This window comes from Psychrobacter sp. TPE 89C (genome assembly GCF_055522395.1).
Genome location: NZ_JBVFXW010000041.1, coordinates 1 through 26480, shown reverse-complemented (window position 1 = coordinate 26480; position 26480 = coordinate 1). Strand labels below are relative to the sequence as shown.

The 26480-nt window shown below is 43.5% G+C and carries 21 protein-coding genes; 10 read left to right on the top strand and 11 right to left on the bottom strand.

Going from position 1 to position 26480, the window contains the following annotated elements; all coding sequences use genetic code 11:
* Positions 1-82: 82 nt before the first annotated feature.
* Positions 83-1516: an L-serine ammonia-lyase gene (locus ACZW67_RS11480; protein ID WP_465183353.1), complete on the bottom strand. Its 1434-nt coding sequence runs from the start codon at positions 1514-1516 to the stop codon at positions 83-85.
* A 738-nt stretch (positions 1517-2254) separates the two neighbouring features.
* On the opposite strand from ACZW67_RS11480, the gene ACZW67_RS11475 reads away from it, so the two are divergent.
* Positions 2255-3604 (top strand): solute carrier family 23 protein, encoded by a 1350-nt coding sequence (locus ACZW67_RS11475; protein ID WP_465183354.1) that lies wholly within the window; start codon positions 2255-2257, stop codon positions 3602-3604.
* Positions 3605-3715: 111 nt separating this feature from the next.
* On the opposite strand, the gene ACZW67_RS11470 is transcribed toward ACZW67_RS11475, so the two are convergent.
* Positions 3716-4648, bottom strand: coding sequence for a DMT family transporter (locus ACZW67_RS11470; RefSeq protein ID WP_465183352.1), 933 nt, complete (start codon positions 4646-4648; stop codon positions 3716-3718).
* A 452-nt stretch (positions 4649-5100) separates the two neighbouring features.
* On the opposite strand from ACZW67_RS11470, the gene ACZW67_RS11465 reads away from it, so the two are divergent.
* Positions 5101-6135 carry a WG repeat-containing protein gene (locus ACZW67_RS11465; protein WP_465183351.1) on the top strand — a complete coding sequence of 345 codons (1035 nt, stop codon included), beginning with the start codon at positions 5101-5103 and terminating at the stop codon, positions 6133-6135.
* A 140-nt stretch (positions 6136-6275) separates the two neighbouring features.
* Here the strand turns inward: ACZW67_RS11465 and ACZW67_RS11460 are convergent, their stop codons facing one another.
* Positions 6276-7325 carry an alpha/beta fold hydrolase gene (locus ACZW67_RS11460; protein WP_465183350.1) on the bottom strand — a complete coding sequence of 350 codons (1050 nt, stop codon included), beginning with the start codon at positions 7323-7325 and terminating at the stop codon, positions 6276-6278.
* Between the two features lie 27 nt (positions 7326-7352).
* Entirely contained in the window at positions 7353-7517 is a 165-nt protein-coding gene (locus tag ACZW67_RS11455) for a rubredoxin (protein ID WP_110922890.1), read from the bottom strand.
* 406 nt (positions 7518-7923) lie between these two features.
* Here ACZW67_RS11455 and ACZW67_RS11450 point away from each other — a divergent pair, with 406 nt between their 5' ends.
* A complete protein-coding gene (locus ACZW67_RS11450; RefSeq protein WP_406947661.1) occupies positions 7924-8439 on the top strand; it encodes an adenine phosphoribosyltransferase in 516 nt (171 codons plus the stop codon).
* Between the two features lie 81 nt (positions 8440-8520).
* Here ACZW67_RS11450 and ACZW67_RS11445 read toward each other — a convergent pair whose 3' ends face one another.
* Both ACZW67_RS11445 and ACZW67_RS11440 read right to left on the bottom strand, forming a co-directional pair.
* Positions 8521-9018 carry a hypothetical protein gene (locus tag ACZW67_RS11445; RefSeq protein ID WP_465183349.1) on the bottom strand — a complete coding sequence of 166 codons (498 nt, stop codon included), beginning with the start codon at positions 9016-9018 and terminating at the stop codon, positions 8521-8523.
* Positions 9019-9194: 176 nt separating this feature from the next.
* On the bottom strand, positions 9195-10136 hold the full coding sequence (locus tag ACZW67_RS11440) for a transaldolase (RefSeq protein WP_465183348.1): 942 nt from the start codon (positions 10134-10136) through the stop codon (positions 9195-9197).
* 520 nt (positions 10137-10656) lie between these two features.
* On the opposite strand from ACZW67_RS11440, the gene pheA reads away from it, so the two are divergent.
* The 6 genes from pheA (at position 10657) to ACZW67_RS11410 (ending at position 17803) form a co-directional block, all read left to right on the top strand.
* Positions 10657-11838, top strand: a complete 1182-nt coding sequence (gene pheA / locus ACZW67_RS11435) for a prephenate dehydratase (RefSeq protein WP_110922886.1) — start codon at positions 10657-10659, stop codon at positions 11836-11838.
* 149 nt (positions 11839-11987) lie between these two features.
* Positions 11988-13130 (top strand): histidinol-phosphate transaminase, encoded by a 1143-nt coding sequence (gene hisC, locus ACZW67_RS11430; protein WP_465183347.1) that lies wholly within the window; start codon positions 11988-11990, stop codon positions 13128-13130.
* A 108-nt stretch (positions 13131-13238) separates the two neighbouring features.
* The gene (locus ACZW67_RS11425) at positions 13239-15593 is read left to right on the top strand and encodes a bifunctional prephenate dehydrogenase/3-phosphoshikimate 1-carboxyvinyltransferase (RefSeq protein ID WP_465183346.1); all 2355 of its coding nucleotides are present in this window, start codon (positions 13239-13241) and stop codon (positions 15591-15593) included.
* Positions 15594-15843: 250 nt separating this feature from the next.
* Positions 15844-16806, top strand: a complete 963-nt coding sequence (gene rarD, locus ACZW67_RS11420; protein WP_465183345.1) for an EamA family transporter RarD — start codon at positions 15844-15846, stop codon at positions 16804-16806.
* 51 nt (positions 16807-16857) lie between these two features.
* Positions 16858-17277 (top strand): dihydroneopterin aldolase, encoded by a 420-nt coding sequence (gene folB / locus ACZW67_RS11415; RefSeq protein ID WP_465183344.1) that lies wholly within the window; start codon positions 16858-16860, stop codon positions 17275-17277.
* Positions 17267-17803, top strand: a complete 537-nt coding sequence (locus ACZW67_RS11410) for a 2-amino-4-hydroxy-6-hydroxymethyldihydropteridine diphosphokinase (protein ID WP_465183343.1) — start codon at positions 17267-17269, stop codon at positions 17801-17803. Before folB ends, ACZW67_RS11410 begins: the two co-directional genes overlap by 11 nt.
* Positions 17804-18136: 333 nt before the next feature.
* Here the strand turns inward: ACZW67_RS11410 and ACZW67_RS11405 are convergent, their stop codons facing one another.
* From ACZW67_RS11405 to dnaE, 5 genes are all read right to left on the bottom strand, one after another.
* Positions 18137-18613, bottom strand: a complete 477-nt coding sequence (locus tag ACZW67_RS11405) for a hypothetical protein (protein WP_465183342.1) — start codon at positions 18611-18613, stop codon at positions 18137-18139.
* A gap of 76 nt (positions 18614-18689) precedes the next feature.
* Entirely contained in the window at positions 18690-19547 is an 858-nt protein-coding gene (gene cysE, locus ACZW67_RS11400) for a serine O-acetyltransferase (protein WP_465183341.1), read from the bottom strand.
* 208 nt (positions 19548-19755) lie between these two features.
* On the bottom strand, positions 19756-20631 hold the full coding sequence (locus ACZW67_RS11395; RefSeq protein WP_465183340.1) for an RNA methyltransferase: 876 nt from the start codon (positions 20629-20631) through the stop codon (positions 19756-19758).
* Positions 20632-21009, bottom strand: a complete 378-nt coding sequence (locus tag ACZW67_RS11390; RefSeq protein ID WP_465183339.1) for an Hpt domain-containing protein — start codon at positions 21007-21009, stop codon at positions 20632-20634. It lies immediately after the preceding gene.
* Between the two features lie 179 nt (positions 21010-21188).
* A complete protein-coding gene (gene dnaE, locus ACZW67_RS11385; protein ID WP_465183338.1) occupies positions 21189-24887 on the bottom strand; it encodes a DNA polymerase III subunit alpha in 3699 nt (1232 codons plus the stop codon).
* Positions 24888-25334: 447 nt separating this feature from the next.
* Here dnaE and ACZW67_RS11380 point away from each other — a divergent pair, with 447 nt between their 5' ends.
* The gene (locus ACZW67_RS11380; protein WP_465183337.1) at positions 25335-26306 is read left to right on the top strand and encodes a restriction endonuclease; all 972 of its coding nucleotides are present in this window, start codon (positions 25335-25337) and stop codon (positions 26304-26306) included.
* Positions 26307-26480: the final 174 nt, after the last annotated feature.

Here is a 26480-nt window from a genome sequence, read left to right as displayed (position 1 = left end):
CTATAGAAAAGACAATAAAAAAAGCCTCTAATAAATTAGAGGCCTTTTTTATTATCTTCTTTTAATCAAATATTTAGTAGCTTTAACACTGGCTGTAATTAACGGTAAAGCCGCGGGTTGCCGTAGGAATGCGATTGTCTGCATAGACAGCAAGTCCGCCACGCGATGTTTCTTTATACTTATCAAGCATATCAGCACCGGTTACTTTCATTGTTTCGATTACTTTGTCTAAAGAAACGAAGTGCTGTCCATTACCGCGGCAGGCAAGGCGTGCTGCGTTCACGGCTTTTACCGCACCCATCGCATTGCGCTCGATGCAAGGCACTTGCACTAGTCCGCCAACAGGATCGCAGGTGAGACCTAGATTATGCTCAATACCAATTTCGGCAGCATTGAGACATTTAGCGGGATCGCCACCTAGGATTTCAGCCAATGCCGATGCGGCCATTGCGCAGGCTGATCCAACTTCACCTTGACAGCCGACCTCAGCACCAGATATGGAAGCGTTTTGTTTGATTAAGCTACCGATAGCAGTGGCATTCAATAAAAACTTGCGAGCGCCTTCTATGCTGTAAGTTGATAGGAAGTCACGGTAATAATGCATGACAGCAGGAATAATACCTGCAGCGCCATTGGTAGGAGCGGTCACGACATTACCACCATTGGCGTTTTCTTCGTTGACGGCTAGTGCGTATAGATCAATCCAATCCATTGCCGCAAGCTTATCGTTTTTCGTCACAGGTTGATTTTTTTCAGCGCACAGTTGTAAATGTAGGGCTTGAGCACGACGCTTTACATCTAGGCCACCAGGTAATATACCGCTATTTTGACACCCGCGTGTCACACAGTCCTGCATAGAAGCCCAAATAGAATCTAAATAGGCAAATACCTCTGTTTGATTGCGGTAGTGACACTCATTTGCCAGTACCAGATCGCTGATGCTTAGACCATGCTGACGGCACTGCTCTAAAAGCTCTCCGGCACTATTGAATGGGTAGGGAACCACATCAATCGTTGGGCTGGCATGATCTTCATCTGGATTGGTGGCATCTTCTTCATTAATCACAAATCCGCCGCCGACTGAGTAATAAGTCTGCTGATAATGAGTACCATCTGTCGATATGGCTCGAAGCATCAAGGCATTGGGATGATAAGGAAGCACCGTATCGTCATACCAATAAATATCGCGCTCCGTATCAAAGTTAATGAGGTGAGTACCCGATATATTCAGTGTCTTGTCAGAAAATATAGGTGATAAATAATTACTGGTCATGCGTGTATCAATGGTACTAGGAGCGTGTCCAAGAAGACCTAGCAAGATGGCAGTATCGGTGGCATGTCCTTTGCCCGTCGCAGCCAAAGACCCATAAAGTTCAATTTCAATCGTTTTAACCGTGGTCAGTTCTTGATGCTTACTTAGTGAAGCCAAAAAAAGATTTGCAGCAAGCATTGGCCCGACGGTATGTGAGCTTGATGGTCCTATGCCGATTTTAAATAAATCAAAAACACTGATCATAATAAGTTACCAAAAGTTTTGAGTGCTTTAGCCTGTTGTATTGATTGCTTTAGGCACTTTTATTGAGAATATGATAGACAGCCACCACCCTTATGCACCGAAAGCAAACGTGTGCAGGGCAAAACTTATGAAAGTATGAGCGTAAAGGGGTACAACTGGTGATTGAATAATAACTTTTATTTATTTTGAAACTCCGTTATCATGCTCGGAGTCAACTGCCGTGTAACATCCTGTAAGTTGGTTGTCGCTATAAAGTACGTTGAGTACATAACGGCCAAAATCGTTTTTAGTAGAACATATCCGACCTGATACATCTAGCAAAACATGGTCATCATACCAAATAATACTTTTGGTTTGCCATATTGCAACATAAATGAATGAATTAGGGCGACATATTATAAATGAAAGGATGTGGAGCTTGCTATAGTCATTCCACTATAAAAGCATGACAGCGTTAACCTCGCTTGAAGTATTTGATATACATCTGCAGTCGGTTGCCTTGTACTACTTTTAAATTGAATCGACTATATTCATCTTTACCTACATCTCTTTGTCTACTGAATTCACGATTTGACTCAGTTTTGATCCCATCATTTATTGTCGCCTATTATTTTAGCTCAGCTCACATAGGATAAGCGCATGCCATCTCAAAAAGACCCTTCCTCACATTCAGAAAATAGCGCCCAAGAGCCATCGGCTCACAACGCACTAGAAGCTGCAGGTATTGATTCAGCAGCCATGAGCTATCCAAAAAACCCAGATTTTGAAAACGGTCGTTGGTTTCCAACATGGCGTTCTTATCAGGGTGATTTGGATCGTGATCCAGTTGGTATCAATGAATATCTACCGCCATCAAAAAGTGTATTGTTAGGTGTACAGCATACGTTTGCGATGTTTGGGGCGACGGTACTGGCGCCATTATTAATGGGTTTTGATCCTAACTTGGCTATTTTGATGTCAGGTATCTGTACTGTGATGTTTTTTATGATCACAGGCGGGCGTATGCCAAGTTACTTGGGCTCAAGCTTTGCTTTCATTGGTCCAGTTATTGCTGTTACCGCGTATGCAGGTGCAGGGTTCAATGATAATTTAAGTGTCGCTTTGGGCGGCATTATGGCGTGCGGTATCATCTATTCGTTGATTGGACTGTTGGTGATGAAAACAGGCACCGGCTGGATTGAGCGTCTGATGCCGCCTATCGTTACTGGCGCTATCGTAATGATTATTGGTCTTAATTTAGCACCAGTCACCATTCAGGGAGTGTCTAGCAATCAGTTTGATGCTTGGATGGCGACATTGACGGTACTATTGATCAGTGGTGTGGCTGTGTTTACAGGCGGCATGTTGCGTCGCTTGCTACTACTGGTTGGTCTGATACTATCGTATCTTGCCTATTTTGTAATGACTAACGTCCTAGGCTTTGGGTCGCCGATTGACTTTAGTAGTGTCGCAGCCGCTTCATGGTTTGGTCTCCCAACCATTCATACGCCTAGTTTTGACAAAAATGCCATTATTCTGATTGCGCCTGTAGCCTTTATCTTGGTTGCTGAAAACTTAGGGCATTTTAAGGCTGTCGAAGGCATGACCAAAGCTCGTGTGACGCCTTATATGGGCCGCGCATTTTTTGCAGATGGTTTAGCGACGACTTTTTCAGCAGGATTTGGTGGTACAGGTGTGACCACTTATGCCGAAAATATTGGTGTTATGGCGGTGACTAAAGTATATAGCACGACGATATTTGTTGTGGCAGGTGTGGTTGCCATCATACTTGGGCTATCACCAAAGTTTGGTGCCATCATTCAGACGATACCAGGGGCATTATTGGGCGGCGCGTCCATCGTCGTGTTTGGCTTGATTGCACTTGCAGGTGTAAAAATCTGGATAGACAATCATATTGATTTTAGCAAAAACAGCAACTTAATTATTGCTGCGGTCACTGTCATCATGGGCACAGGTAACTTCAGCTTACACCTAGGTGGTTTTGATTTGGGCGGTATCGGTACAGCTACGTTGGCAGCTATCGTATTAAATGCATTGTTTAACCAGAGCGCTGAAATGAAGGCTGCTAGTAAATCGTTAGCTAAATAATGGGTTAAGTTTCAGAGCGTTTATCGAATATCTGAACTAAACTGATGGCGCTAAAAAAGCACCCATGCTATCGATAGCATGGGTGCTTTTTATTGGATGAAATTGCCAAGATTATTTATACTTACGTTTATAAAAGCGTGCAAAAAACCGATAACGGCGTAGGGCGCGTGGTTTGGGCTTTAGTGAGCCTAAATAAATGGCAAACATGGTCAATAAGGCACCGCTCCATTGCAAGGTGTTGATAGGTTTGTCTAGCCAGCTATAGTCAATTATTAATGCGGCCACTGGTTCACTTAACAGAAGTAGCCCTGTTAGTGCCAGTGACATCTTAGGGATAGAGTAAGCAATGAGTCCCCATGCCAAGCATTGCATGACCGCCCCATAAATCAGTATCCACCCAATCTCAGACCATGTATTGGGTAATATGTGTCCCATATCAAATACAAACATGGGCACAATCATCGCCAATACGCCACCAATGCTGACCAGTTGCATCAATACGAATATGGGTGTGGGCTCTGTATCGTGCGTTTTGCGAATAAAGGTCATAGAAGCGGCTAACATGGCTCCTGACAAAATGCCCGTCACAAACCCCCAAATGGCATCTGTATTATGCGCAAATTCAGGGCTACCAATCATGGCCACACCCAACATGGCAAGGCACAAGCTGATCAGTTGCAAAATAGACTGACGCTCTGCAAAATACAAAAATCCGATAGCGGCTAAAAAGAAAATCTGTAAGCTATTAAGCAAGGTTGAGATACCAGGGCCGACCGCATAAATACTCTCGTGCCATAGCGCCAAATCTAACCCCAAAAATGCCCCTGACAATAAACCATAAATGATGGCACGCCTCGAACGTGGCAAATGTTGCCCTGTCAATTTGGCTAGTATGGCAAATATGACACCGGAGATGGCTAGTCGCCAAAAGGCCATTGCCCAACCGCCAACATCCACATGAGCCACAATCAAACTTCCCAAACCAAAAATGATACAGCCGATGACCAAGCCGATAGATGCAGAGCGCGAAGAGGTCACTGCCATAAATTATCCTTACTTTAATACTTATGACTAAAGTGATGTTATGTTGGGAGAGTGCTGTCATTTATAGACAATAAAATGATGGTCATAGTACGACAAGCTAATTTGAGTAATGCTCGATTTTATATAAGTCTCACTGTAAACGTTTTGGCTTAAAAAATGAATGCCCTGCTAAGTAATTAGTAAACATTTTTACAGGGAAAACTAAAAACCTGAGAAAAAATAACATCATGTTTTTTTTATTTTGACGGCTGCACGATAGTATGGTCATGCGAGCCACCTTAAGTAGCTATTCGCTATTTATCAATGTGAAGGTTTATAATGATCATAAATCATAAGGGCGTGTCATCAATTAGTACATTAATACATTATTAAGTGCGATATTAGTGCTAAGTGAATTGTCAGCCAGTCGTGAAGGTTTAAAACGCCACCATACTTTTAGTTTAGGGTTATTTATGCGTCAACGTTCTTTGTCTTTTTTGCCATTACCTGCTTTAGTCCGTTTATGGTCATCTCCAACATATGCGCTTTACCTGTGTCTTGGGGTTTTATTGGCCATTGCGATAGGTATGCCCGCGCATGCTGCAAGTTGTAAATTGCCCAAGAGCTATTATAAAAACGTCTCTTGTACGTCAAGTAGCGGTTATTTTTTGGCAATAAAAGATTTCGGTGCGCCAGTGGCTTTGATTAATAGTAAAGGCAAAGCTGTTGTTGATTTATCACGCTATCAAGAGATTAAGGCAGATAAAATTTCTGGTGGCCTAATCCCTGTCCAACGTAGCAACAAAGTTGGTTATATCAATATGCAGGGTCGTGAGGTTGTACCAGTCGTTTATGACCTATTGGGCGAGTCAGTAGGTTGGGCAAGAGGGGTGTCGGAAGGCCGTATCGTCGTGAAAAAAAATGGCAACTATGGAGTAATTAACACAGCCAATAAAACTATTGTGCCATTTTCGGCAGCGATTAGTGATATCGATGATTATCGAGGTGGCGTGGCTCGCGTCAATAAAAGCCGAGCAATCAGTTGGTTGGACAAAAACGGTAACACGACCAGTGATCCAAATGGCAAAGATGATGAATCCTCTTCATCAAAATCCTCTTCATCAAAATCCAATTCTGTTCAATCCGGTCTTGCCCAATCAAAGACAGCACCTCTCAATCGTTTTACGACATTGCAGCCGAGCCAACAAGATGGCAAGTGGGGATTTGTCGATGACAATAACGTGATTATGATTACGTATTCGTTTGATGAGGTGCAGTCGTTTTCCGAAGGCTTAGCTGGCGTACGAATTGGTAAAGACTGGGGCTTTCTCAGTCTTGGTGGTGAGCTTGTGATTCCGTTTCGTTTTTCTGATAGCGGTGTGTCTGAAAGTGATAGCTACAAAGGTAAGCCTGCGTTTGTATTTACGGATGGTAAAGCGTGGATTGGTAATCTAAAAAATGGCAATAAGATGTGCATTGATAAAGAAGGGACTAGTATCAGTTGTTAGAGGCTGCCCTTATGTTTAAAACCCAACATGAAGTATTTAGGTCGTATCCTAGCAATAAAAAAGAGTGTAAGCCTATGAGTTGATGATAGGTTTTACACTCTTTTTTATGTGAAGCAGTTGAGCCACTAGCGTTTTAAAAACTATTTTTCTAATAAGTGCGAGCCAATCAAATCAACCATATATGGCTGGTAGTACTCAGGAATGTCATGCGCCATGCCTTCGATTAGATGGAACGTGGCATTAGGAATAGTCTTGGCAACGACGCGGCCCTGTGATGCAGGAATTAAGCCATCAGCGCTGCCATGTAGCACGATAGTCGGTGCTTTGACTTGTTTGCTAAATCGACTGATAGAACCTGATGCCAAGATAGCATTGAGCTGCTGCACCGTACCAAGCGGATGAAAATTACGTTGATAGCGCAGTTTGGCAATTTCACGCACCATGCGCACATTAACATGTCCAGGTGTGCCGACAGTCTTCATAAACCAGACGCTATGACGCACAATATCACGCTCAGAATGGCTTTCAGGACGATTAATGAGTGTGTATAGCTGCTTTGGTTTTGGTGGCTTTAAAAAAGCACGGTTGGTTGTGGTAAACATCAATGCCATGCGTTGTACTAGGCTTGGATAACGTGCCGCTACGATTTGGGCAATCATACCGCCCATAGAAGCGCCTATTATGTGTGTTTTACCCAACTGCAGTGCCTTAATCAAGCGCACGGTATCCTCTGCCATGTCGGTCAAATTATAAGCTACTTGCGTACTTTTATTAGACAGCCCAGTTTGCAAACGCATCATCATTTTTAGCTGACTGATACGTGGTAGACCATCAATTTGAACTTTAGAAGACAAGCCAATATCACGATTATCAAAACGAATCACAAAGAAGCCTGCATCAATGAGGCGTTTGATGAAGTTATCTGGCCAAAATATCATCTGTGAGCCAAGCCCCATAATCATCAGCAATGGTGGATTATTAGGGTTGCCACCAGCCTCGACACAGAGTTCAATACCATCACCGATGTTGATCATCGATTGATACAGGTGTTTGCTCAAGTCAGAGTCGCACCATTGATGCGCGCCAAACTTTTGCCATTCAGCAGTGGGGTAGCTCCCTACGCTGTCATCAAGGCTTACAGATGGTTTGGCACTTACTTTGGCATTATTGATATCATTTGATATAGTCATGAAGTGTCCTAATTAGCGAGTCGTCTACTACAGCTCAATCATCTCAAAATCAAGCTTTCCCACACCGCACTCTGGGCACGTCCAGTCATCAGGGATGTCATCCCATTTAGTACCTGGTGCGATTCCTTCTTCTGGGCAGCCGAGCTCTTCATCATATATCCAGCCACAGACAATACATTCATAACGTTTCATAAATAGTCCTATCGATCATTACTAGTGTTACAGTGCGCTATTGACACTTATACTTGGGATTACAGTCATTATATTAGACTGCGAAAGCGCACGTAGTTTAGCATATAACCGTGATTTTCGTAGTTAAGTTTACACTTGTATATTGAGATTGCTTTGCTTTTATCAAGAGAGAGATTGGTTCTGTCCCAAAACTGATAAGCGACAAGCCTGATAGCCTAGCCTCAATGCTAATATCGATTATGCTATAATGACTGCCACTAAACTCACCGTATTAGCCATCATTTATCGTTGATACATTATCATCCAGTTACTATTCAGTTATTGTCTAAGCCATATAAGCTAAGGGTTGTCCATGAGCACTAGTGCCGCTGCTACATCTACAAACACCGAAAACGAGCCGTCTAATATGCTCAATACCGATCATCCATTTTGGCAAGTTATTCGCACAGTACCAAACTTCCCAAAAGTTGGCATTGATTTTTATGATATTACACCGTTACTGCGCAGTCATATCAACGAGGTCATTGATGCATTACTTGCCGCACTGCCAGAAGGGTTGATGGACGAGGTAGATTGTTTTGGGGCTGTAGAAGCACGTGGGTTTGTGTTTGCAAGTTTATTGGCAGGCCGATTGGGCAAGGGTATGATTTTGCTACGTAAGCCCGGTAAGCTGCCACCACCTGTTGCGAATAAAGCCTATGCTTTAGAGTATGGTAAAGATACGCTTGAAATGCAAAATAATTTGCCACCTGAGCGTGTGTTACTGGTTGATGATATCTTGGCGACTGGTGGTACGTTAACCACGGCCTATGAGCTGTGCTGCTCAGCAGAACATACTGTCGTCGGTGCTTTGGTATTGCTAGATTTGGTTGATTTGCATGGTGAGTTTCCAGTACCTGTTTATACGGTGTTGAAGGCTTAGCAGTAGTATTTACAGGCTAAAATAAACGCTAAGTATTTAAAATAAAAAGCGCGCTGATATTATTCAGCGCGCTTTTTTATTTTAAGCGGTCTTTTTGGCTTGCTCATAGTTTTCACAAGCTTGCTCTACCAATGTCCGTCCGACTGTATTTGGCGTCGTGGTTTTAAAGTCTTTAGTGGTTAGTATTGGCTTTTCTGATTGCCAAGAGGCTAATACTTTATCCTTAGCTCCGTAGTTCACATAGGCACGTCTGTAGTAACTGGCATCTTTGCAAGAAATTAGTAATTGCTGGTCGCTATGATGAATGTTGTCTTTTTTTGCCTTGTCTTTCTTTACGTTGTCTTTTTTTGCGTTATCTTCTTTCGGCTCATTCGTTTGTGTAGGATAGGTTCGACGAATAGACACAGTGATATTTTCGACGTCTTTTTCGTCTATGATATTGATGTCGGAGCCTTCGATAGATTCCAAGTCTAAGCTAAAAACTGATCCAGTTTGACTCTCTGATACTTTTGACCAGTCCACTGCATGCGCACTGACTGCGAGAGCACCGCTTACTAATAACATTGATAGCCGCTTCATAATCAAGCCTTGCTTCTGGTTGTTGGAAGTGGGCCATAATAGCCAACTTGCTATTAGCAGGCAACTTTCTTTTATTGCCTGTTGTTACAGTTCGCAGAGTATTATCGCTATTAGTGGCTGCGTCAGTGACTGCATCATTGATTGTGAATCTTAACTTCGTGTTTTAACTTCGTGTCTTAACTACGTATAGTCGCTAGCATCTTAGCAAGCTCATCACGCGCATTGATAAAACCATCGATACCTTTGGGTAGTAGGTCTTGTGTCACTGTGTCTTTTTGATAGGCCGCACTGAACTCTTCGTGGGTCAAACTCACGCGGGTCATATCTGCCATATCCAATGACATGCTCGATGACAGCTGCTGCACGACTTCAGTGTCCATCGCTGCAAGCTCGTCAATGAGGTTAGGTGCAATGGTTAATAGGTCACAACCTGCTAGCGCCAGTATCTGCTCTGTTGAGCGGAAACTTGCGCCCATGACTTGGGTGTAATAGTTATGCTGTTTGTAGTATTGGTAAATACGCTTCACTGACTGTACGCCCATGTCGTCAGAGGCTGGCACGTTTTGGCGGTTCTGTTGGCGTTTTTGCCAATCTAAAATACGCCCAACGAATGGTGATATCAGTGTTACGCCAGCATCGGCACACGCAATCGCTTGGTGCTGTCCAAACAATAGTGTCAGATTACAGTGGATATTTTGGGTCTCAAGATAGCGTGCGGCTTCAATACCCTGCCAAGTCGCGGCCATTTTAATCAACACACGGTCTGAGTTTATACCTGCCTTTTGATAAGCGTCCATAAACGCTAAGGCTTTATCAATCGTCGCTTGAGTGTCATAAGACAAGCGTGCATCAACTTCGGTAGATACTCGGCCTTCGATGAGTTCTAGAATATCACAGCCAATCTGAATGGTAAGTGCGTCAATCACAGCATCTATATCGCCATTATGGCGGCTCATGGTTTCTGATAGCATGCCTTGATTATCAGGATGGATGAGTGCCTTGGTGATTAAGCTTGGGTTGGTGGTTGCATCGATAGGTTTTAGACGCGCAATGGCGGTAAGGTCTCCGGTATCAGCGACAATGGTGGTCATGGTACGAAGCTGTTGTAATGCGTTCATCTAATATCCTTTATTTTTCAATTTATAATGCCATTTATTAATTGGTTGTTTTCTTATTTATAGTGCTATCTGTTGTTAGTTTTAAACTGTAACACAGTTTTGAGCCAATATTGCCCCATAGTTTGACCGTGCATTTCTGTCATATCTTATAACTTTGCTAATATTCGCGGGTTTACACGTATTTACGCATGGGCACTGACCATAGTTTTTGTTATAGTAGAGCGGGTCAGTGGTTTGGCCGCTACATTTGCTAGCTGACGTGTCGTTGGCCTGTCGTAACAGTGCTAGACAGGTTTAGGCAGTTAACGTGTTTTTGATAGATTATTCGATAGAATGTCATTTATCTTAAGCATTATTGCTAGAATGCTTTATCTCAATAACGATATCTTCATAGCTGCTACCTAAACGTTTATGAAGTTTGACGATACGCCAAGCATTTAGAACCAATATATTAGTATTTATTAGCAATACCTAACAGTTATAAAACTCAGTAATAATATTAGAAAAAGGATGGGCGGTAATGAGTGAGCAGTCACCAGAGCAAAATATAGACAACCTAAATCAGGGCATTGCAGGCACTAGCGATACCGCGACTGAAAAAGAGTTTTTGAATAATATCCGTCAAAACATCGATGCAGTAGACTGCGAAATTCAGACGTTGATCAATAACCGTGCCAAGCTGGCTCAGCAAGTGGCCGCAGTTAAGAAAAACCATATTGCTAATAGCTCGGCGACTGAAAGTAGCAATCCTATTTTTTATCGTCCTGAGCGCGAAGCTCAAGTGCTAAAAGCCGTCATGGAGCGTAACGCTGGCCCAATCGCTGATGAAAAAATGGCACGTTTATTCCGCGAAATCATGTCAGTCTGCTTGGATTTAGAAGCGCCGCAACGCATTGCGTTCTTGGGGCCTGTCGGCACCTTTACACATGCTGCCGCGCTCAAGCATTTTGGCAAGGCTGCTGACACGGTACCGATGACGACCATTACCGATGTGTTCCGTGAAGTGGAAGCGGGTACAGCGATGTATGGTGTGGTACCTGTTGAAAACTCTTCAGAGGGTGTGGTCAACCATACTTTAGATGGTTTCTTATCCTCTACCTTAAAGATTATTGGTGAAGTTGAGTTGCCGATTCATCAGAACTTCTTGGTCGCTGAACACACTAAGGTAGAGGCGCTAAGCCGTATCTATTCTCATCAGCAATCATTGGCACAGTGTCGTCATTGGCTCGATGTGAATTTCCCTAATGTTGAGCGTGTTGCTGTATCGAGTAATGGTGAAGCAGCACGTCGTCTGAAAAACGAATGGCACTCAGCTGCGATTGCAGGTGATGTAGCGGCGGCAGAGTATGACCTACATAAGCTCTACTCAAACATCGAAGACAACCCAAGTAATACCACACGTTTCCTCATCATTGGTCATGAAGCGATTGCGCCATCAGGACAAGACAAGACCTCTATCGTTGTCTCTGCCCATGATAAAGCAGGCGCGCTTATCGAGATATTAAAGCCTTTGTCTTATCATGGCGTGTCTATGACCAGTATCGAAACACGTCCTGAACGTCCTAATAAGTGGGCATACGTGTTCTTTATTGATATGGACGGTCATATTGACAATCCAAATGTCAGCGCGGCCATCAACGATATCCGCCCATTAGTGAAGGATTTACGCGTCTTAGGCTCATATCCAAAAGCGGTGCTATAAATCTCATAAGCGCTATCGTTATACGCTATTGTCTTTAAGCTACTTTCTTTAAGCTATTGCCTTTAAGTCGTAGCGTATAACAACTGGCCACCACTAATATTCACAGGCTTAACCCATAATAGGTGCGTTCTCACATCTAAGGATAAATCATGCAATCATCTCAGTCGATAGAGTCAAGCTTGTCACCGCTTGTACCTGCCTATGCCAGTATTTTATCATTGGCACCTTATCAGACAGGCAAGCCAGTAGAAGAGTTAACGCGTGAATATGGCATCTCAGATGTGGTGAAGCTTGCGAGTAATGAGAATCCAGTAGGGTGCTCGCCGAAGGTCACGCTAGCGATTACTGAGCAGTTAGGTCAGCTGGCGCGTTATCCTGATGGTAATGGTTACTATCTCAAGCAAGCATTGGCTGATTTTAATGATGTGAATGTCGACCAAATCACTTTGGGTAATGGCTCTGATTATTTGCTTGATATCTTGGCGCGTAGCTTTGTTGGTGCTGGCGATGCCATCGTTTATAGTCAATATGCCTTTGTGGTGTATTCGATGTTAGCGAAGATGCAGGGTGCTATGGATGTTGAAGTACCTGCTCAGCGCTTTGGTCATGATCTGAAAGCGATGAGCCAAGCGGTTCAGGACAATCCTAATACTAAGCTCGTGTTTATTGCCAATCCTAATAACCCAACAGGCACTCAGCTTGCGCATAAAGAGTTGCATGCGTTTATGGCGAGTGTGCCAAGCTCAGTCTTGGTGGTGTTAGATGAAGCTTATATCGAGTACAGTCCTGAAAGTAACAATCGGGCGCTGCTCGACGAGTTTGATAATGTCGTCATCGTCCGTACTTTCTCCAAAGCGTATGGACTGGCTGGCTTGCGTGTGGGTTACGCACTAAGCTCAGTCGCCGTTGCTGATCTATTGAACCGTATTCGTCAGCCATTTAATGTCAGTCGTATCGGTTTGGCCGCCGCCGCCGCCGCACTTGCGGATCAGGACTTTATCGAAAGAACGCGTCTGATGAATGATGAGCAAATGCGTTGGTTGGAAAAGCAGTTTGATGCGCTAGGATTAGGGTTTATCAAGTCACATGCTAACTTTATTATGGTAAAAATAGAGGTTGAGATGGAAGACATAACCGCTGCTTCTATCCATGAAGCGTTACTAGAGCAGGGTGTTATCATCCGTCCATTAGCTGCTTATGGTCTACATAACTGGCTACGTATTACTGTTGGTTTAGCAGAAGATAATCTACGCTTGATTGATACGTTGCGCTCTATTTTAACTGACGATTAAACGATACTATTCGTGTATTTTTAAAGTAAGTCAAACTACCCTTAAATGTATAACGAGAACGTGAGTTTTTTCGAAACTGATATATCTAAACGGATGTTAATTTGTTCAATGAGAAAAGCCGTGAATAGCCAGAAAGACAGTCAACAAAATAACAAAAAATCGCTTACCAATATGCAGATGCCACGATTCAAGCAAGTTTGTGTCATTGGGCTTGGACTCATTGGTGCCAGTCTTGCTCAAGCCATTAAAGATAATGGTCTCAGTGAGCGTTTGGTTGCCATCGATAGACACGCGCCAAGCATCGAGGAGGCCATTCAACATGGCTTGTTAGACGCGGGTAGCTCAGCATTGAGTGATGTGGTCGCTGGTAGTGATCTGATCGTCATCGCTGTGCCAGTACAAGCTGTACAAGCAGTGCTCGTCGATATCAAAACCGCGATGGACAATGGACAACTGGCGACTGATTGCATTATTACTGATGTTTGTAGTACCAAGGTCAATATCATCGATGCCGCCAAATCGGTGTTTGGGTCGCTACCGACAGGACTGGTCCCCGCGCATCCGATTGCTGGTGCTGAGAATTCAGGATATCATGCCAGACGTGCCACTTTATTTGCCAACCATAGCGTTATTATCTGTGAGCTGCCGACGACCAGTATCGTCGCGATACGTAAGCTAAGGCGGTTATGGGAAGCAGTGGGTGCCAGCGTGATGGCAATGGAAGCTGAGCATCATGACTCGATACTAGCACATACCAGTCATTTGCCGCATTTGCTCGCTTTTAATCTGGTTGAGCAGTTGGCCAGTCATGATGATAATTTGGATATGTTTCGTTATGCAGCGGGCGGGTTCCGTGATTTCAGCCGCATCGCTGCCAGCGATCCTAAAATGTGGCACGATATATTTTTTGCCAACGAAAGCGCGATTGTTAGCGCCCTTGATGAGTATGGCGTCTATCTACAGACCATGCGTCAGCTTATCATTGATAAAGATTCAACCGCCCTGATGGGACTTTTAGGCCGAGCGCAAGCCGCACGGCGACATTTTGGCCATATGTTAGCCAGCACCCCTTATACGGATACTTCTGCCATGTCAGCATCTTATAATATTACCCCTAGCAATACCGTTTCAGGCATCATCACCATTCCTGGTGACAAGTCTATCTCTCATCGCAGTATCATGCTTGGCAGCCTTGCAACAGGTGTCACACATGTCACTGGATTTTTGGAAGGGGAAGATGCACTTGCGACCTTGCAAGCATTTCGTGACATGGGTGTGACGATTGAAGGACCTGATAACGGAAAATTGACCATTCATGGTGTCGGTATGAATGGTCTCAAACCAAGCAAGACGCCGTTATATATGGGCAACTCAGGCACCAGTATGCGTCTGCTATCAGGTATCTTGGCAGCACAATCATTTGATAGCGTATTGACAGGGGATACCAGTTTAAACAAACGTCCGATGGAACGTGTGGCTGCACCACTTCGCGCCATGGGTGCTGTGATTCAAAGCACAGGGCATAGTGGTACCGCACCACTTAGCATTACTGGTCGTGAGACGGTTGGTAAGCCGCTGCAAGGTGCTGAATATGATATGCCAGTAGCGTCTGCACAGGTCAAGTCTTGCTTATTGCTGGCGGGACTGTGGAGCGAAGGTACAACGACTGTTATCCAACCTGAAGTCAGCCGCGACCATACCGAGCGTATGCTGTCAGCCTTTGGTTATCCAGTGACGGTAGAAGGTAATCGTATCAGTGTCACAGGTGGTGGTCAGCTAACGGGTGGCGATATCGCCGTGCCTGCTGATATCTCCTCTGCAGCATTCTTTATGGTCGCTGCTGCGATTAGCCAAGGTAGCGAGTTGACCTTGACGCAGGTGGGGATTAACCCGACCCGCACGGGTATCATCGATATCCTAAAGCTGATGCAAGCCGATATTAGCCTAAGTAATGAAACGCATGTTGGTGGTGAACCAGTCGCTGATATTACGATTCGTGGTTCAAACTTGCAGGGTATTGAAATACCAGAGCATCTCGTACCACTAGCGATTGATGAGTTCCCAGTATTGTTTATCGCTGCTAGCTGTGCAAAAGGCCGTACGGTATTGACTGGTGCCAAAGAGTTGCGTGTTAAAGAGTCTGATCGGATTGCGGTCATGGCTGAAGGATTGCATACTCTCGGGATTGATTGTACCGTGACGGATGATGGGCTAATCATTGAAGGTCAAGGTGCAGAAAGTGAGAACGGCGAAGTCAATAACAGCCAGCCTGTATTTGGTGGTGGTCACATTATCTCGCACCATGACCACCGTATTGCCATGAGTTTCGCTGTTGCTAGTTTGCGTGCGTCTGAGCAGATCACTATCGAAGGAGTCGAAACCGTTAACACCAGCTTCCCAGGATTTGCAGAATTAGCCAATCATATTGGTATGTCTATCCAAGTTGATAATGCGAGTGATTAGGACGGCTTTATCTCTTATCAAATGAGCCACTGGGTTCATGAGTGATACGCTTATTTGTTAAGTTTTACGTAAAATAGTTTTTTAAAACAGCGTTTATCGTTAGCAATGTGTTGATGCCCAAACTGGTATCAACGCATTGCTTTTTTACTTTTTACCTTATCTGTAGTAACCCTGCGTTCTTGCTTTGATACTTCTATTGTTTGTAGAAGCAGGTGAGATCGCGCTTTGCTCTAACACGTTGTATTGTATTATGACCACCCAAAATATTGTCAAAAAACCCGTAGTCCCTATCAAAACGACGAGAAGCGGTATTATCACCGCGCTTATCGCTTTCTGTATTTGGGGCGCTTTTCCCCTTTATTTCAAACAACTGGCTGCCTATAATGCGACAGAAATTATCGGTCATCGCATTGTTTGGACGTTTGCGTGTTTGCTCATCGTAGTGGTTGTGACCAAGCGCTGGCAATGGATAGATACCCTGAAGCAAAATCCAAAATGGATCGCATTAACTTTTATATCAGGTATTATCATTGCGACTAACTGGCTCACATACGTATGGGCGGTCAATCATGACCGTATCCTTGAGGCGAGTTTGGGCTACTTTATTGGCCCGCTCGTTGGTGTCGCGCTATCGATGATTTTGTTCAAGGAGCGCCTGCGACGCTTGCAGTGGGTCGCTATTGGATTTGCACTATTGTCTGTGGTCATTCAAGTGGTTATGATCGGTAGTTTACCGTGGCTATCGCTTGTGCTAGCCTTTAGTTTCAGTACCTATGGTACGATTCAGCGTCAAACACCGCTAACGCCTGTCGATGCGATGTTTGTCGAAACCACGATGCTCGTCCCTATTTTTCTTTGGTGGTTTTGGCAGTCTGATGTGGTCAGTAGCCAGTTGAGTTTTTGGTTTACGTCGGATATTTGGCTGTTAATGATTGCAGGTCCTATTACACTGATACCATTATTGCTATTTAATAAATCGACTAAGATGGTCGCGTTTAGTATTTTAAGCTTTATGAATTATCTGACCCCGACCTTTATTTTCTTTTTGGCTGTATTCTATTATAAAGAGCCATTTGATTTACATCGTTTAGCGGTCTTTGGCTTGATTTGGCTAGGTCTGCTACTATTCAGCGTTGATTTATGGCGCCATCGCCCAAGTAAGCTCTTAAAAGCAGCGCGTTTGCGTGAAGAAGCACTGCAGCAAACCAAATAAAAAACTGAGTTCAAAATTCTAATTAAACATTTAGCAAGCAAGGATGAGAGCATGTTTCATACTGAATCTGATGTGGTATTTGTAAAAGGTTTAAAAGTAGAGGCCGTCATCGGTGTCTACGAGTGGGAGCGGGCGATTACGCAACCGCTGCTGATTGATATCGCGCTTGAAACCGATATCAGCGCTGCTGCTGTGTCAGATGATGTCGATGATGCACTGAACTATAAAGCAGTCTGCGATGATGTCAGCGAGTGGTGTAAAGAGGTTAAAGCGAAACTGCTTGAGCATTTGGCAGGTCAGATTGCTGACAAACTACTCACAAAATACGCCTGTCATAAAATCACGTTAAGTGTTGCTAAGCCAACTGCTATTGCGCAAGCGGATGCCGTTGGGTTGCAAATCACGCGCTATGCGTCAACAGACAAGCTAGCTACTAAAGAAGCTGATAATAGCCAATCTAATGATGCATAAAGTATCAATGGATTTGAATTTAGCAACGCTAAAACAATGCCTGCCTGAACAGCTGCAAGCGCAGTCTGTGACGGCGGTGATATTGGCTCTTGGAAGTAATTACCAAGCCGATAAGCACTTGCCACGTGTTCGTAAGGATTTAGCAGCCCTAGGCGAGATACAGTTATCAACGCCGTTTCAAAATCCTGACTTTACAGCGACTATCGAGCTACCGAAATCTGACTATACCAATCAATGTGCCTGTTTACGTTTGGCAAAACCTGCGACATTGCAACAGTTACAAGCGTTGTTTAAGCAGATGGAAGGTGAGTGCGGTAGAGAACGTTTGGCAGTAGCAAAAACGCTCGTCAAAAAAGTCACCATGGATATCGATATTCTGTTGATAGAAGTAGTTACTGATAAAAATAGCCTAAGCAAAAATTCATCATCTAACCAAAAGTCCGAATGGCTAATTATGGCAGATCGTTATCCGTTTAAAGCGCATGAACGCGCAGGAGTTGAGGAGTTAGTTTCAAATCGTCTTTAATTTAGTGGTTTATTACCTGTACTCTCATGGTTAGTGCCTGCTATATTCTCTTAGCCTAAAAATCCTTACATCAAAAGTTTAGTACTAAACGCTAATATCAACATTACCTGCCTATGATCAAAATTCTTCCAAATGCTTTCCAAAGTTAGTCATCAAGCTTGTTTTCTTTTTTTTCTTATCTTATAAGATTATCAGTGGTCTAGCACTAACTGCTATAGCATTTTTTGTTTGCAGATCAATAGATTGATAGCCACTAGAAATGGTTGAACTTATAGCTAAGAAGAAAGGTAACAGCTTCATATTAAAGCCCTTTACCATAGTGATGTGACCCATTTAGCCTGCTATGATGCAAGGGATGCGGGTATTGCCGCCTTTTGTCTTTATGGCTAAATCCATGTCGATATTTTCTTGCTCTAAAAAGCTTTTGTTCATGGATGGCTTACCTTTCAAAACAAAGTAATAACCAAATCCTTCAGCTTCACCATCATACACAAAGCTTGAAATACGAAGTACTCTTACTCCAAATTTAGTAAAATCGACATCCATATTTACGGTGCGTTGTTGTTCAGATTTTTTGTATGTTGTGCTTATTAGTTTGACGCCGTTAATCTTGTAGTCATTACCTATAGCAAACTGATTCTGAGATATACGATTCACAGTGCTTTCTTGCAAGGCAAAAGCAATACCAGCGATGTTCTGTCTATAAACAGAATCACACTCAAGAGTAGATTTCGTTACTAAAGACTCAACATCTACTTCTATGTAATGGTTTGGGCTATCGTTATTGGCTGCTATGGCATGACTAGACATAGGAAATAGTAGACCTATCACACAAGCGTTAAAAACTCTTGTTCTAACGTATGGTAGTCTAGCCATGTTCAGTTTTCTAATCAGCCTCATCTTTACCAATCACATCGAACTCTTCTAAACATAGTTTGTCATATTCTTTTTTACAAAAACTAGGATCGATTTTGCACATGGCAACTTGTAGTTGATCGAGGCGGTTTTCTGACTGCTGAATGTGTTCTAGCATTTTAGCAAACGCTTCTGCAACGGGATCTTGTGAGGTTGGATCAATACCATAAGCCTGAAATGCCGTATCGCGTGCAGTAGCTTGTTTTGAGGTCGCTGTTTTTTCTTGTGACTTAGTATCTTGTGATTTTTCTGCAATCGGGTTGCCTTTTTCATCATGATGATCGGAAATCATACGAGCCGCATTACCGACCATCGTAGCGCCTGCTGGTACAGGTTTTACCACCACAGCATTTGAACCAATTTTGGCATTTTTACCGACTGTAAATGGGCCTAATACTTTTGCACCAGCGCCAACCGTCACGCCATCTTCTAGCGTGGGATGACGTTTGCCATTATTCCATGATACGCCGCCAAGGGTAACACCATGATATAAGGTGACATCGTTGCCAATCTCAGCCGTTTCACCAATCACGACACCGACACCATGATCAATAAAAAATCGTTTGCCAATCTTGGCAGCAGGATGAATCTCAATGCCAGTTATGATACGTGAGCCATAAGAGACAACACGAGCAGCAAGTTTCTGTTCGTTATTCCAGAGACAATGCGCCCCGCGATGTAAGATAAGCGCATGGATGCCAGGGTAGGTCAATATGACTTCGAGACTATTACGCGCCGCAGGGTCACGTTTGAATACCGCATCGATATCTTCTTTTAGGTCTTTTTTGATGCTAGTAAGCGATTTGAATAACTTGGTTGGCAATGACATAAAGCGTCCTATCTATTTGTCAGTAAAATGTCGTCATGACACTAGGAAGTAATAGTAATACCGCGCCTAGTTTTTGAGCATATATTCTGAATCTTGTATTGTAAAGTTATAACAGCTTTGAGCTATAAAATATAGCGTGGCAGTATAAAAGGCAAAAAAACCAACCTAATAAGGTCGGCTTACTTGCCACCACTATATACTTTGAACTTTAGTCTTTTAAAAGCTTGGCAATCAATGCACTTAGTAATTGATACTCTTTTTGATCAAGCTGTACACGCGAACCCAGTCTAGAAAGTCGTGATGGCAAAGACTTTAGATGTTCGCTATCTGCCAAGCCGCGCTGAACCATGAGGTCAGTCATACGCTGAGTGAGCTGTAGTAACTGCTGCTGAGTGATGGCTGGCTCATCCCACTGCTGACGCAAATGAATATCTAGCATTGGCTGAGCAGTTGTGCTGACATCTGTATTTGAATGATGAGCAGCCATTTTCGTATGCGTATGCGTCTGTGCGTAAGCAAAGATAAAGCTGGCGATCACTTGCACCGCTGATGCGACATTCAATACAGGATAAGCAGGATTGGCATCGATTTGAATATGATAATCTGCATAAGCCAACTCTTCATTGGTTAAGCCGCGATCCTCACGACCGAACAATATCGCGATATTTGGTTTACCGTGAATGGCTGTGTCTTGCTGATCCATAAAGTCAAACATGATTTTGGCTGCCTGCGTGGGTGTGACCACAGGGCGAGGCAAGTGACGGCTGCGACTGCTGGCAGCGAACACGAGCTGGCAGTCTGCAATAGCAGACTCAAGATTTGGGGTGATGGTCGCTGATGAAAGCAGCTCATTGCCACCTGCGGCATGAGAGACACTGGTGTTATCAATAGGTAGTTTGGGCTCAACGACCGTTAGATGCGAGAGCCCCATAGTGTGCATGGCGCGTGCGGCTGAGCCAATGTTGGCAGGTAAAGTCGTATTAACCATGACAACTTGCACAGCGTCTAGGTAATCACTCACGCTATGAGCTGACGGTTCTGAGAGAGTTGGTAACGCTTCAGATGATGGAGTCTCGCTACGCATTTATTGCTCCAATCTTAGGTTTATTTCTTGTTCAGCGCGTTCTAATGCGGCTGCGATGTTTTCAATAAGTGCGGCCTGCTCACCGATACGGCGCTCACGGCAGCACTCTTGCAATTGACTGCTAAGCTTGACCAATTGTGTTGTTCCCAAGTTAGCACTAGCGCCTTTTAGGGCATGAGCGGTCTCATAGCCATTGGCATGATCGTTTTCTTGCTGAGCGGTTCGCAGCGTTGCGACACGTTTTTTACTGTCTATGAGATACACTTGTATTAAGTCGGCAAAGTCTTCTTCGAGCAGGTCACGCATATCTTCAAACTGCTCATGATTAATAATTTCTTCAGTTTGTTGAGTCATATTGTTATTTGGGTTATTTTCCATGGTGTTATGTCCAATTGTTAAAAGTTAAAGCAATAAGGTTATAGTCAAATCCTCTATAAACGGAATACGGTGTCAGCCTCGCTCAGCTTCCTTATATTCAAATTATATTGAACAGACTATAAGATGTATTGAGTGTGCCCTTGATTGATGATAATAGGTTTTTAAAGCTGCGGAAGACATTAACTATAATGAAAGTGTAAATTGTCTTCATTAATCATGTTTTTCAACTGCTGTAAATTATCGTCGTTAGGGTAGATACGCCAATGCTCGGATAGTCCCACATTAGCAATACCAAACTCTTCATAAATGCTCAGCCCAAGCGGTAGGCAATTATCATTAATAGAAGTGTCCGTATTGCTTAATGCGCTATTAGCATAATTCTGGTCGGTAGGGCTGCCGTTGTCTACTGCCAGTAAATCATTACCGTTTTCATCGTACAAACTGCCACCCATCGGAGGGTCGTAAGCGCCATTACCACTGTTGCTGTCTTGCTCATCCTGATCGCTATTATAAGCCAAGCGCGGCGCAGGTATGATGTCGGCTTGAGCTGATTTGAGTAGTGGTTGTAGATGCATGAGCAATTTAATGTCGCTACCATGAACTTTAATGCTTATCTTTTTGAGCCAACGCAGACGTGCATCAACCATACTCATGGCACTATCAAGACGGGCAAAGAGACGACCCTCACGCTCACGAATACTGCCTTTAATAATGACCACTTCGTCGACTTTTAGCTGGTCTTTTACGCGGTTAAATCGCTCTGCATAGCAGCTGACTTCTAACCTTGAGGTCCCATCGTCTAAGGTAATGACATTGCGAGTACCAAAGTTGGCGATATCGATAATCAATCCGGCAAAATAGCAGCTGCCGTTGTAGCCAGTATCTGTCAGTTTATCAAGGCGAGCGCCTGAGGTGTAGCGTTTTAGCTCATCTAGGTACTCATTGATGGGATGACCTGTCAAATACAGTCCCAAAGTATTTTTTTCTGCTTTTAGGCGATGTTTATCACCCCAGATTAGCTCTGGCGTCATGACGAGCGGCGGCGCGGCGACCACACCGTCCATCTCACCAAACAAATCCATCATACCGATTTCGCGGTTTTGACGGTCTTGTTCAGCGGCCTGTACGGCGCTTGGCAATTGACTCATTAACGCACCGCGAATCTCGTATGCTTCATCGCTTGGCAAGTCAGGTCGCAAAGTTGCGGCAAAGTCATCAAAACAGCCTGCACTGACTAAGGCTTCAAGCGTGCGCTTATTAACCTTTTTGATATCCACACGGCGACAAAAGTCATATAAGTCTTTAAATGGGCCTTCGCGGCGGCGTGCATCAACGATAGATTCAACGGCACCTTCACCCACGCCCTTAATCGCACCCAATCCATAAATGATATTGGTTGGCGTATCAGCGACGAAATGCCATTCACTGCGGTTTACTGACGGATTTACAACGGTTAAGTCAAAGTTTTCACGGCAGTCATTGATAAAGAAAACAACGTTGTCCGTGTTGTTCATATCTGATGTCAATACGGCTGCCATAAATTCGGCAGGGTAGTACTGTTTTAGGTAAGCTGTCTGATAAGCCAGTACACCATAAGCGGCAGAATGCGAGCGGTTAAAACCGTAACCGGCAAACTTTTCCATCAAATCGAAGACGCCGCCTGAGGTGACTTCATCGATGCCTTGTGAGGTTGCACCTGTGACGAAGATGTCACGCTGTTTGGCCATCTCTTCTGGTTTCTTTTTACCCATCGCACGGCGCAGCATGTCTGCACCGCCCAAACTATATCCCGCCATGACCTGTGAGATTTGCATGACTTGTTCTTGATAGACAATAACGCCGTTGGTGTTTTCTAAAATCGGCTCAAGATTCGGGTGATCATAGATGACTTCCTCACGACCATGCTTACGGTCGATATACATCTCTACCATGCCCGCATCGAGTGGACCGGGACGATATAGCGCACACATGGCGATGACATCTTCAATATTGGTCGGTTGCAGTTTGGCCAGATACTTTTTCATACCCATACTTTCTAACTGAAAGACGGCAGTGGTTTTGGCATCTTGTAACAGTTTATAAGCTTTTTTGTCATCTAATGGCAAGTCTTCTAGTATCAACGCGTCTTTGCCTTCTTTGACACGGCGCAAGTTGATGTTTTCAACCGCAGCATTAATGACAGTTAAGTTACGTAGACCCAAAAAGTCAAACTTCACTAGCCCAACGGCCTCGACGTCATCTTTGTCAAACTGGCTGACGCGATGTCCTTCGTCATCACAATAGATGGCGCTAAAGTCAGTGATTTTATGTGGGGCAATCAGTACACCACCCGCATGTTTACCGACGTTTCGGCAGACGCCTTCTAGCTTGATGGCCATTTCCCAAACTTCTATGGCATCTTCATAATCCATATTGTCAGGATTAGAGATTAGGTCTTTGAGCTGCGGCTCTTGTTCGAGCGCTTGACTCAGTGTGATACCAGGTGTTTTGGGAATTAGCTTCGATATTTTATTGGCAAGGAAATATGACTTGCTTTGTACTCGCGCGACATCACGTACCACGGCTTTTGCGGCCATGGTACCAAAGGTAATAATCTGCGAGACCGCATCTCGACCATACGTTTGCGCTACATAATCAATGACTCGGTCACGACCTTCGATACAAAAGTCAATATCGAAATCGGGCATCGACACACGCTCAGGGTTCAAGAAGCGCTCGAATAATAGATCGTAGTGGATAGGGTCAAGGTCGGTAATGTTTAGCGCATAAGCGACCAGCGACCCAGCACCAGAACCACGACCCGGTCCAACGGGTACGCCATTGGCTTTCGCCCAACGGATAAAGTCCATAACGATTAAGAAGTAACCAGGAAACCCCATTGATAGGATGATCTCAAGCTCATATTCTAGGCGCTCATCATACCTCTGGCGAAAGTCGTTCCAATGTTCAGTACGCTCGTCGACAGGGAAGAGCTTATCCAAGCGATTATTTAGACCACGTACAGACTCTGCCCGAAAGAACGATTCGATCGTTTCACCTTCAGGCACAGGGAAGTCGGGCAGGACGTTAATACCCAGTGTCAACGTCACATTACAACGAGTGGCTAAGCGCAAGGTATTATCAATAACCTGTGGAATATCAGCAAATAGCTGCTCCATTTGAGCTTGAGTCTTTAGGTACTGCTCATCAGAGTAAGTCTGCGGACGATTGAGATCAGCCAATACATAGGAGCCTGCAATACAGACACGTGCCTCATGGGCATCAAAATCATCTTGCTCTAAAAACCGCACATCGTTGTGCGCGATGATAGAGATGTGGTGTTTGGCACCCGAGTGAATAGCAGTCTGAATAAAGGCGTCTTCGCCTGAGCGACTGGTGCGCTTGATGGCGAAATATAATCGATCGCCAAACTGTGACTGCCACTCGGTAATCAGCTCATCAGCCTTCTCTGGCATCGAGCTAACCAATGCTTGGCCGACATCGGATTTTTCGGTAAATAATACAATCACGCCTGCCGCATGTTCCAAAATATGGCTGCGTTTCACGACTGGTACACCGTGATTGGCATCATCGGCACGCCCTTCGGTAAAGCCAAGGGATACGATACGGGTAATGTTTTGATAACCTTCGTTGTCCATCGCTAGCAAGGTCAGTCGTGTGTCTTCATTTTCCATGATGACTTCACTGCCGATAATAGGCTTGATACCAGCGCCTAGGCAGGCACGGTAGAATTTTACCGTGGCATAAAGGTTGGATAAATCGGTCAAGGCCAGCGCGCGCTGATTGTCAGCCGCCGCCGCTTTAACCATCGGCTTAATACGCACGATAGAATCAGTAATTGAATATTCGCTGTGAATGCCAAGATGTACAAATGCCATAGAAGACTCTTACGGATACGATCGGAAAATAGGCTGATAAGAAATAAATTTTTAATTATCAATGGCTTAAGATTTTAATTTAGTCTGAAAACGAAGTTGGTTACCATGTTTTCTTGTGTCAAATCAGGTCGTTAATAATAGCATTATTTGCCGCAGACAGCCACTGATTGAATTTATCAATCCCTATGAAATGGGGAGTTTTCCTGACTAACATAATCAAAGAATTTGTAAGTGGTTACAGTATTAACCTAGTTGTAGGTAATAGGGACTATTATTCACCCATGATTATTTTGTGTTAATTTTAAACTACTTAGAATATAAAGGTGAACTATAGATGCTTTTTGTACCAATAGTTGGTAGCATAAACATTTGTCCTTAAGTTTTTGAAATACAAAGCCAAATTAATTATATTGACTGTTTACGCAGTCGAACAAAGACGATAAAACTATGAGTAATATTACTAAACTGCCCGCATTTGGCGACATGTTAAATGCAGGTATACAAACTATAAAAAACTTAAGTACGCGGAACATCGTGGGACGCACTGTATTTTATAGAGAGTTTGAAAAGTTAGCACAGATTGTAAATGATCATAAAGAAATCAATTACATGAGTAATTATGATATACGCCATGAGTGTCATGATGGCTCGCCTTGTTATGACGACATTATTGATTTAATTTTATTGTGTTTATCGGCGATGGGTTTGGTCAAAGAAGATAAGTTCAGCTTGGTGCCAAATTTAAATCAAAATTTCGCTAATTTTATTACTTTTGATGAAAAAGTAACGCCTAAAAATATGATACGTTTAGATCCATTTGGTAAAGTCTATTTTTGGTTAGCGGGCAACAATTTTACTCAATATATTGGCGAAGGTATCCCAAATAGTGATTATATTTCCAATTTGGCACGGTTCGATAGTAAAGCTTTTGCTGATTTACAAAAAGTAAATATTGCTGCTTATGGTAAAAATGGCGATGCACTTATTAATCATTTAATTGAAGAAACTCAGCGTCGAACTTCTATTTTTATGAACAACTATGCAGACGCCGCTGTAGGTAATGACTTCGTCAAAGTAACGCCTGATATGATTATGGCTCAACTTGAAAGCTTATCGCCTTTGCAGTTTGAGTGGTTTTGTTTAAAACTAATTGAAAGGTCTTTGGAGATTGAAAGTCCCGAGAGTAATTTAACCTCTCGTCATACTGGTCGCTCAAACGATAATGGTATTGATGGCCTCATCATTCAAGATTTTCCGGATGGTGAGGTTCATAATTACTATATTCAAGCCAAGCTTTATAGCACCGGTAATAATATTTCAAATGGAGACTTAAGGAATTTTGTAGGCGCATATCCACCGCAAAAAACCAATCATCATGGTTTATTTATTACTACGACGAGCTTTACCAAGCCTGCTTAGGAATATGCTAATACGACGGATTCACACAGTTTAATACTCATTGATCAAATGAATTTAATAGAATTAATGATGCAGCATCAGGTAGGGTTGAAAGAAGTTAATGCTCGTCCTAAGTTGTTATTGGACAATGATTTTTTTAACAAAATAAAATTATATTAAATATTTATTAAGCTG

Excerpts from the sequence above, each read along its gene's own strand:
- ACZW67_RS11445 (WP_465183349.1), bottom strand. The coding sequence starts at position 9,018 with ATGAAGCGGCTATCAATGTTATTAGTAAGCGGTGCTCTCGCAGTCAGT.
- cysE (WP_465183341.1), bottom strand. The coding sequence starts at position 19,547 with ATGTCATTGCCAACCAAGTTATTCAAATCGCTTACTAGCATCAAAAAA.
- ACZW67_RS11450 (WP_406947661.1), top strand. The coding sequence starts at position 7,924 with ATGCTCAATACCGATCATCCATTTTGGCAAGTTATTCGCACAGTACCA.
- ACZW67_RS11440 (WP_465183348.1), bottom strand. The coding sequence starts at position 10,136 with ATGAACGCATTACAACAGCTTCGTACCATGACCACCATTGTCGCTGAT.
- ACZW67_RS11480 (WP_465183353.1), bottom strand. The coding sequence starts at position 1,516 with ATGATCAGTGTTTTTGATTTATTTAAAATCGGCATAGGACCATCAAGC.
- rarD (WP_465183345.1), top strand. The coding sequence starts at position 15,844 with ATGACCACCCAAAATATTGTCAAAAAACCCGTAGTCCCTATCAAAACG.
- ACZW67_RS11410 (WP_465183343.1), top strand. The coding sequence starts at position 17,267 with ATGATGCATAAAGTATCAATGGATTTGAATTTAGCAACGCTAAAACAA.
- ACZW67_RS11470 (WP_465183352.1), bottom strand. The coding sequence starts at position 4,648 with ATGGCAGTGACCTCTTCGCGCTCTGCATCTATCGGCTTGGTCATCGGC.
- ACZW67_RS11460 (WP_465183350.1), bottom strand. The coding sequence starts at position 7,325 with ATGACTATATCAAATGATATCAATAATGCCAAAGTAAGTGCCAAACCA.
- ACZW67_RS11425 (WP_465183346.1), top strand. The coding sequence starts at position 13,239 with ATGAGAAAAGCCGTGAATAGCCAGAAAGACAGTCAACAAAATAACAAA.
- ACZW67_RS11455 (WP_110922890.1), bottom strand. The coding sequence starts at position 7,517 with ATGAAACGTTATGAATGTATTGTCTGTGGCTGGATATATGATGAAGAG.
- ACZW67_RS11390 (WP_465183339.1), bottom strand. The coding sequence starts at position 21,009 with ATGGAAAATAACCCAAATAACAATATGACTCAACAAACTGAAGAAATT.
- pheA (WP_110922886.1), top strand. The coding sequence starts at position 10,657 with ATGAGTGAGCAGTCACCAGAGCAAAATATAGACAACCTAAATCAGGGC.
- ACZW67_RS11405 (WP_465183342.1), bottom strand. The coding sequence starts at position 18,613 with ATGTCTAGTCATGCCATAGCAGCCAATAACGATAGCCCAAACCATTAC.
- folB (WP_465183344.1), top strand. The coding sequence starts at position 16,858 with ATGTTTCATACTGAATCTGATGTGGTATTTGTAAAAGGTTTAAAAGTA.
- dnaE (WP_465183338.1), bottom strand. The coding sequence starts at position 24,887 with ATGGCATTTGTACATCTTGGCATTCACAGCGAATATTCAATTACTGAT.
- ACZW67_RS11380 (WP_465183337.1), top strand. The coding sequence starts at position 25,335 with ATGAGTAATATTACTAAACTGCCCGCATTTGGCGACATGTTAAATGCA.
- ACZW67_RS11465 (WP_465183351.1), top strand. The coding sequence starts at position 5,101 with ATGCGTCAACGTTCTTTGTCTTTTTTGCCATTACCTGCTTTAGTCCGT.
- ACZW67_RS11395 (WP_465183340.1), bottom strand. The coding sequence starts at position 20,631 with ATGCGTAGCGAGACTCCATCATCTGAAGCGTTACCAACTCTCTCAGAA.
- hisC (WP_465183347.1), top strand. The coding sequence starts at position 11,988 with ATGCAATCATCTCAGTCGATAGAGTCAAGCTTGTCACCGCTTGTACCT.
- ACZW67_RS11475 (WP_465183354.1), top strand. The coding sequence starts at position 2,255 with ATGAGCTATCCAAAAAACCCAGATTTTGAAAACGGTCGTTGGTTTCCA.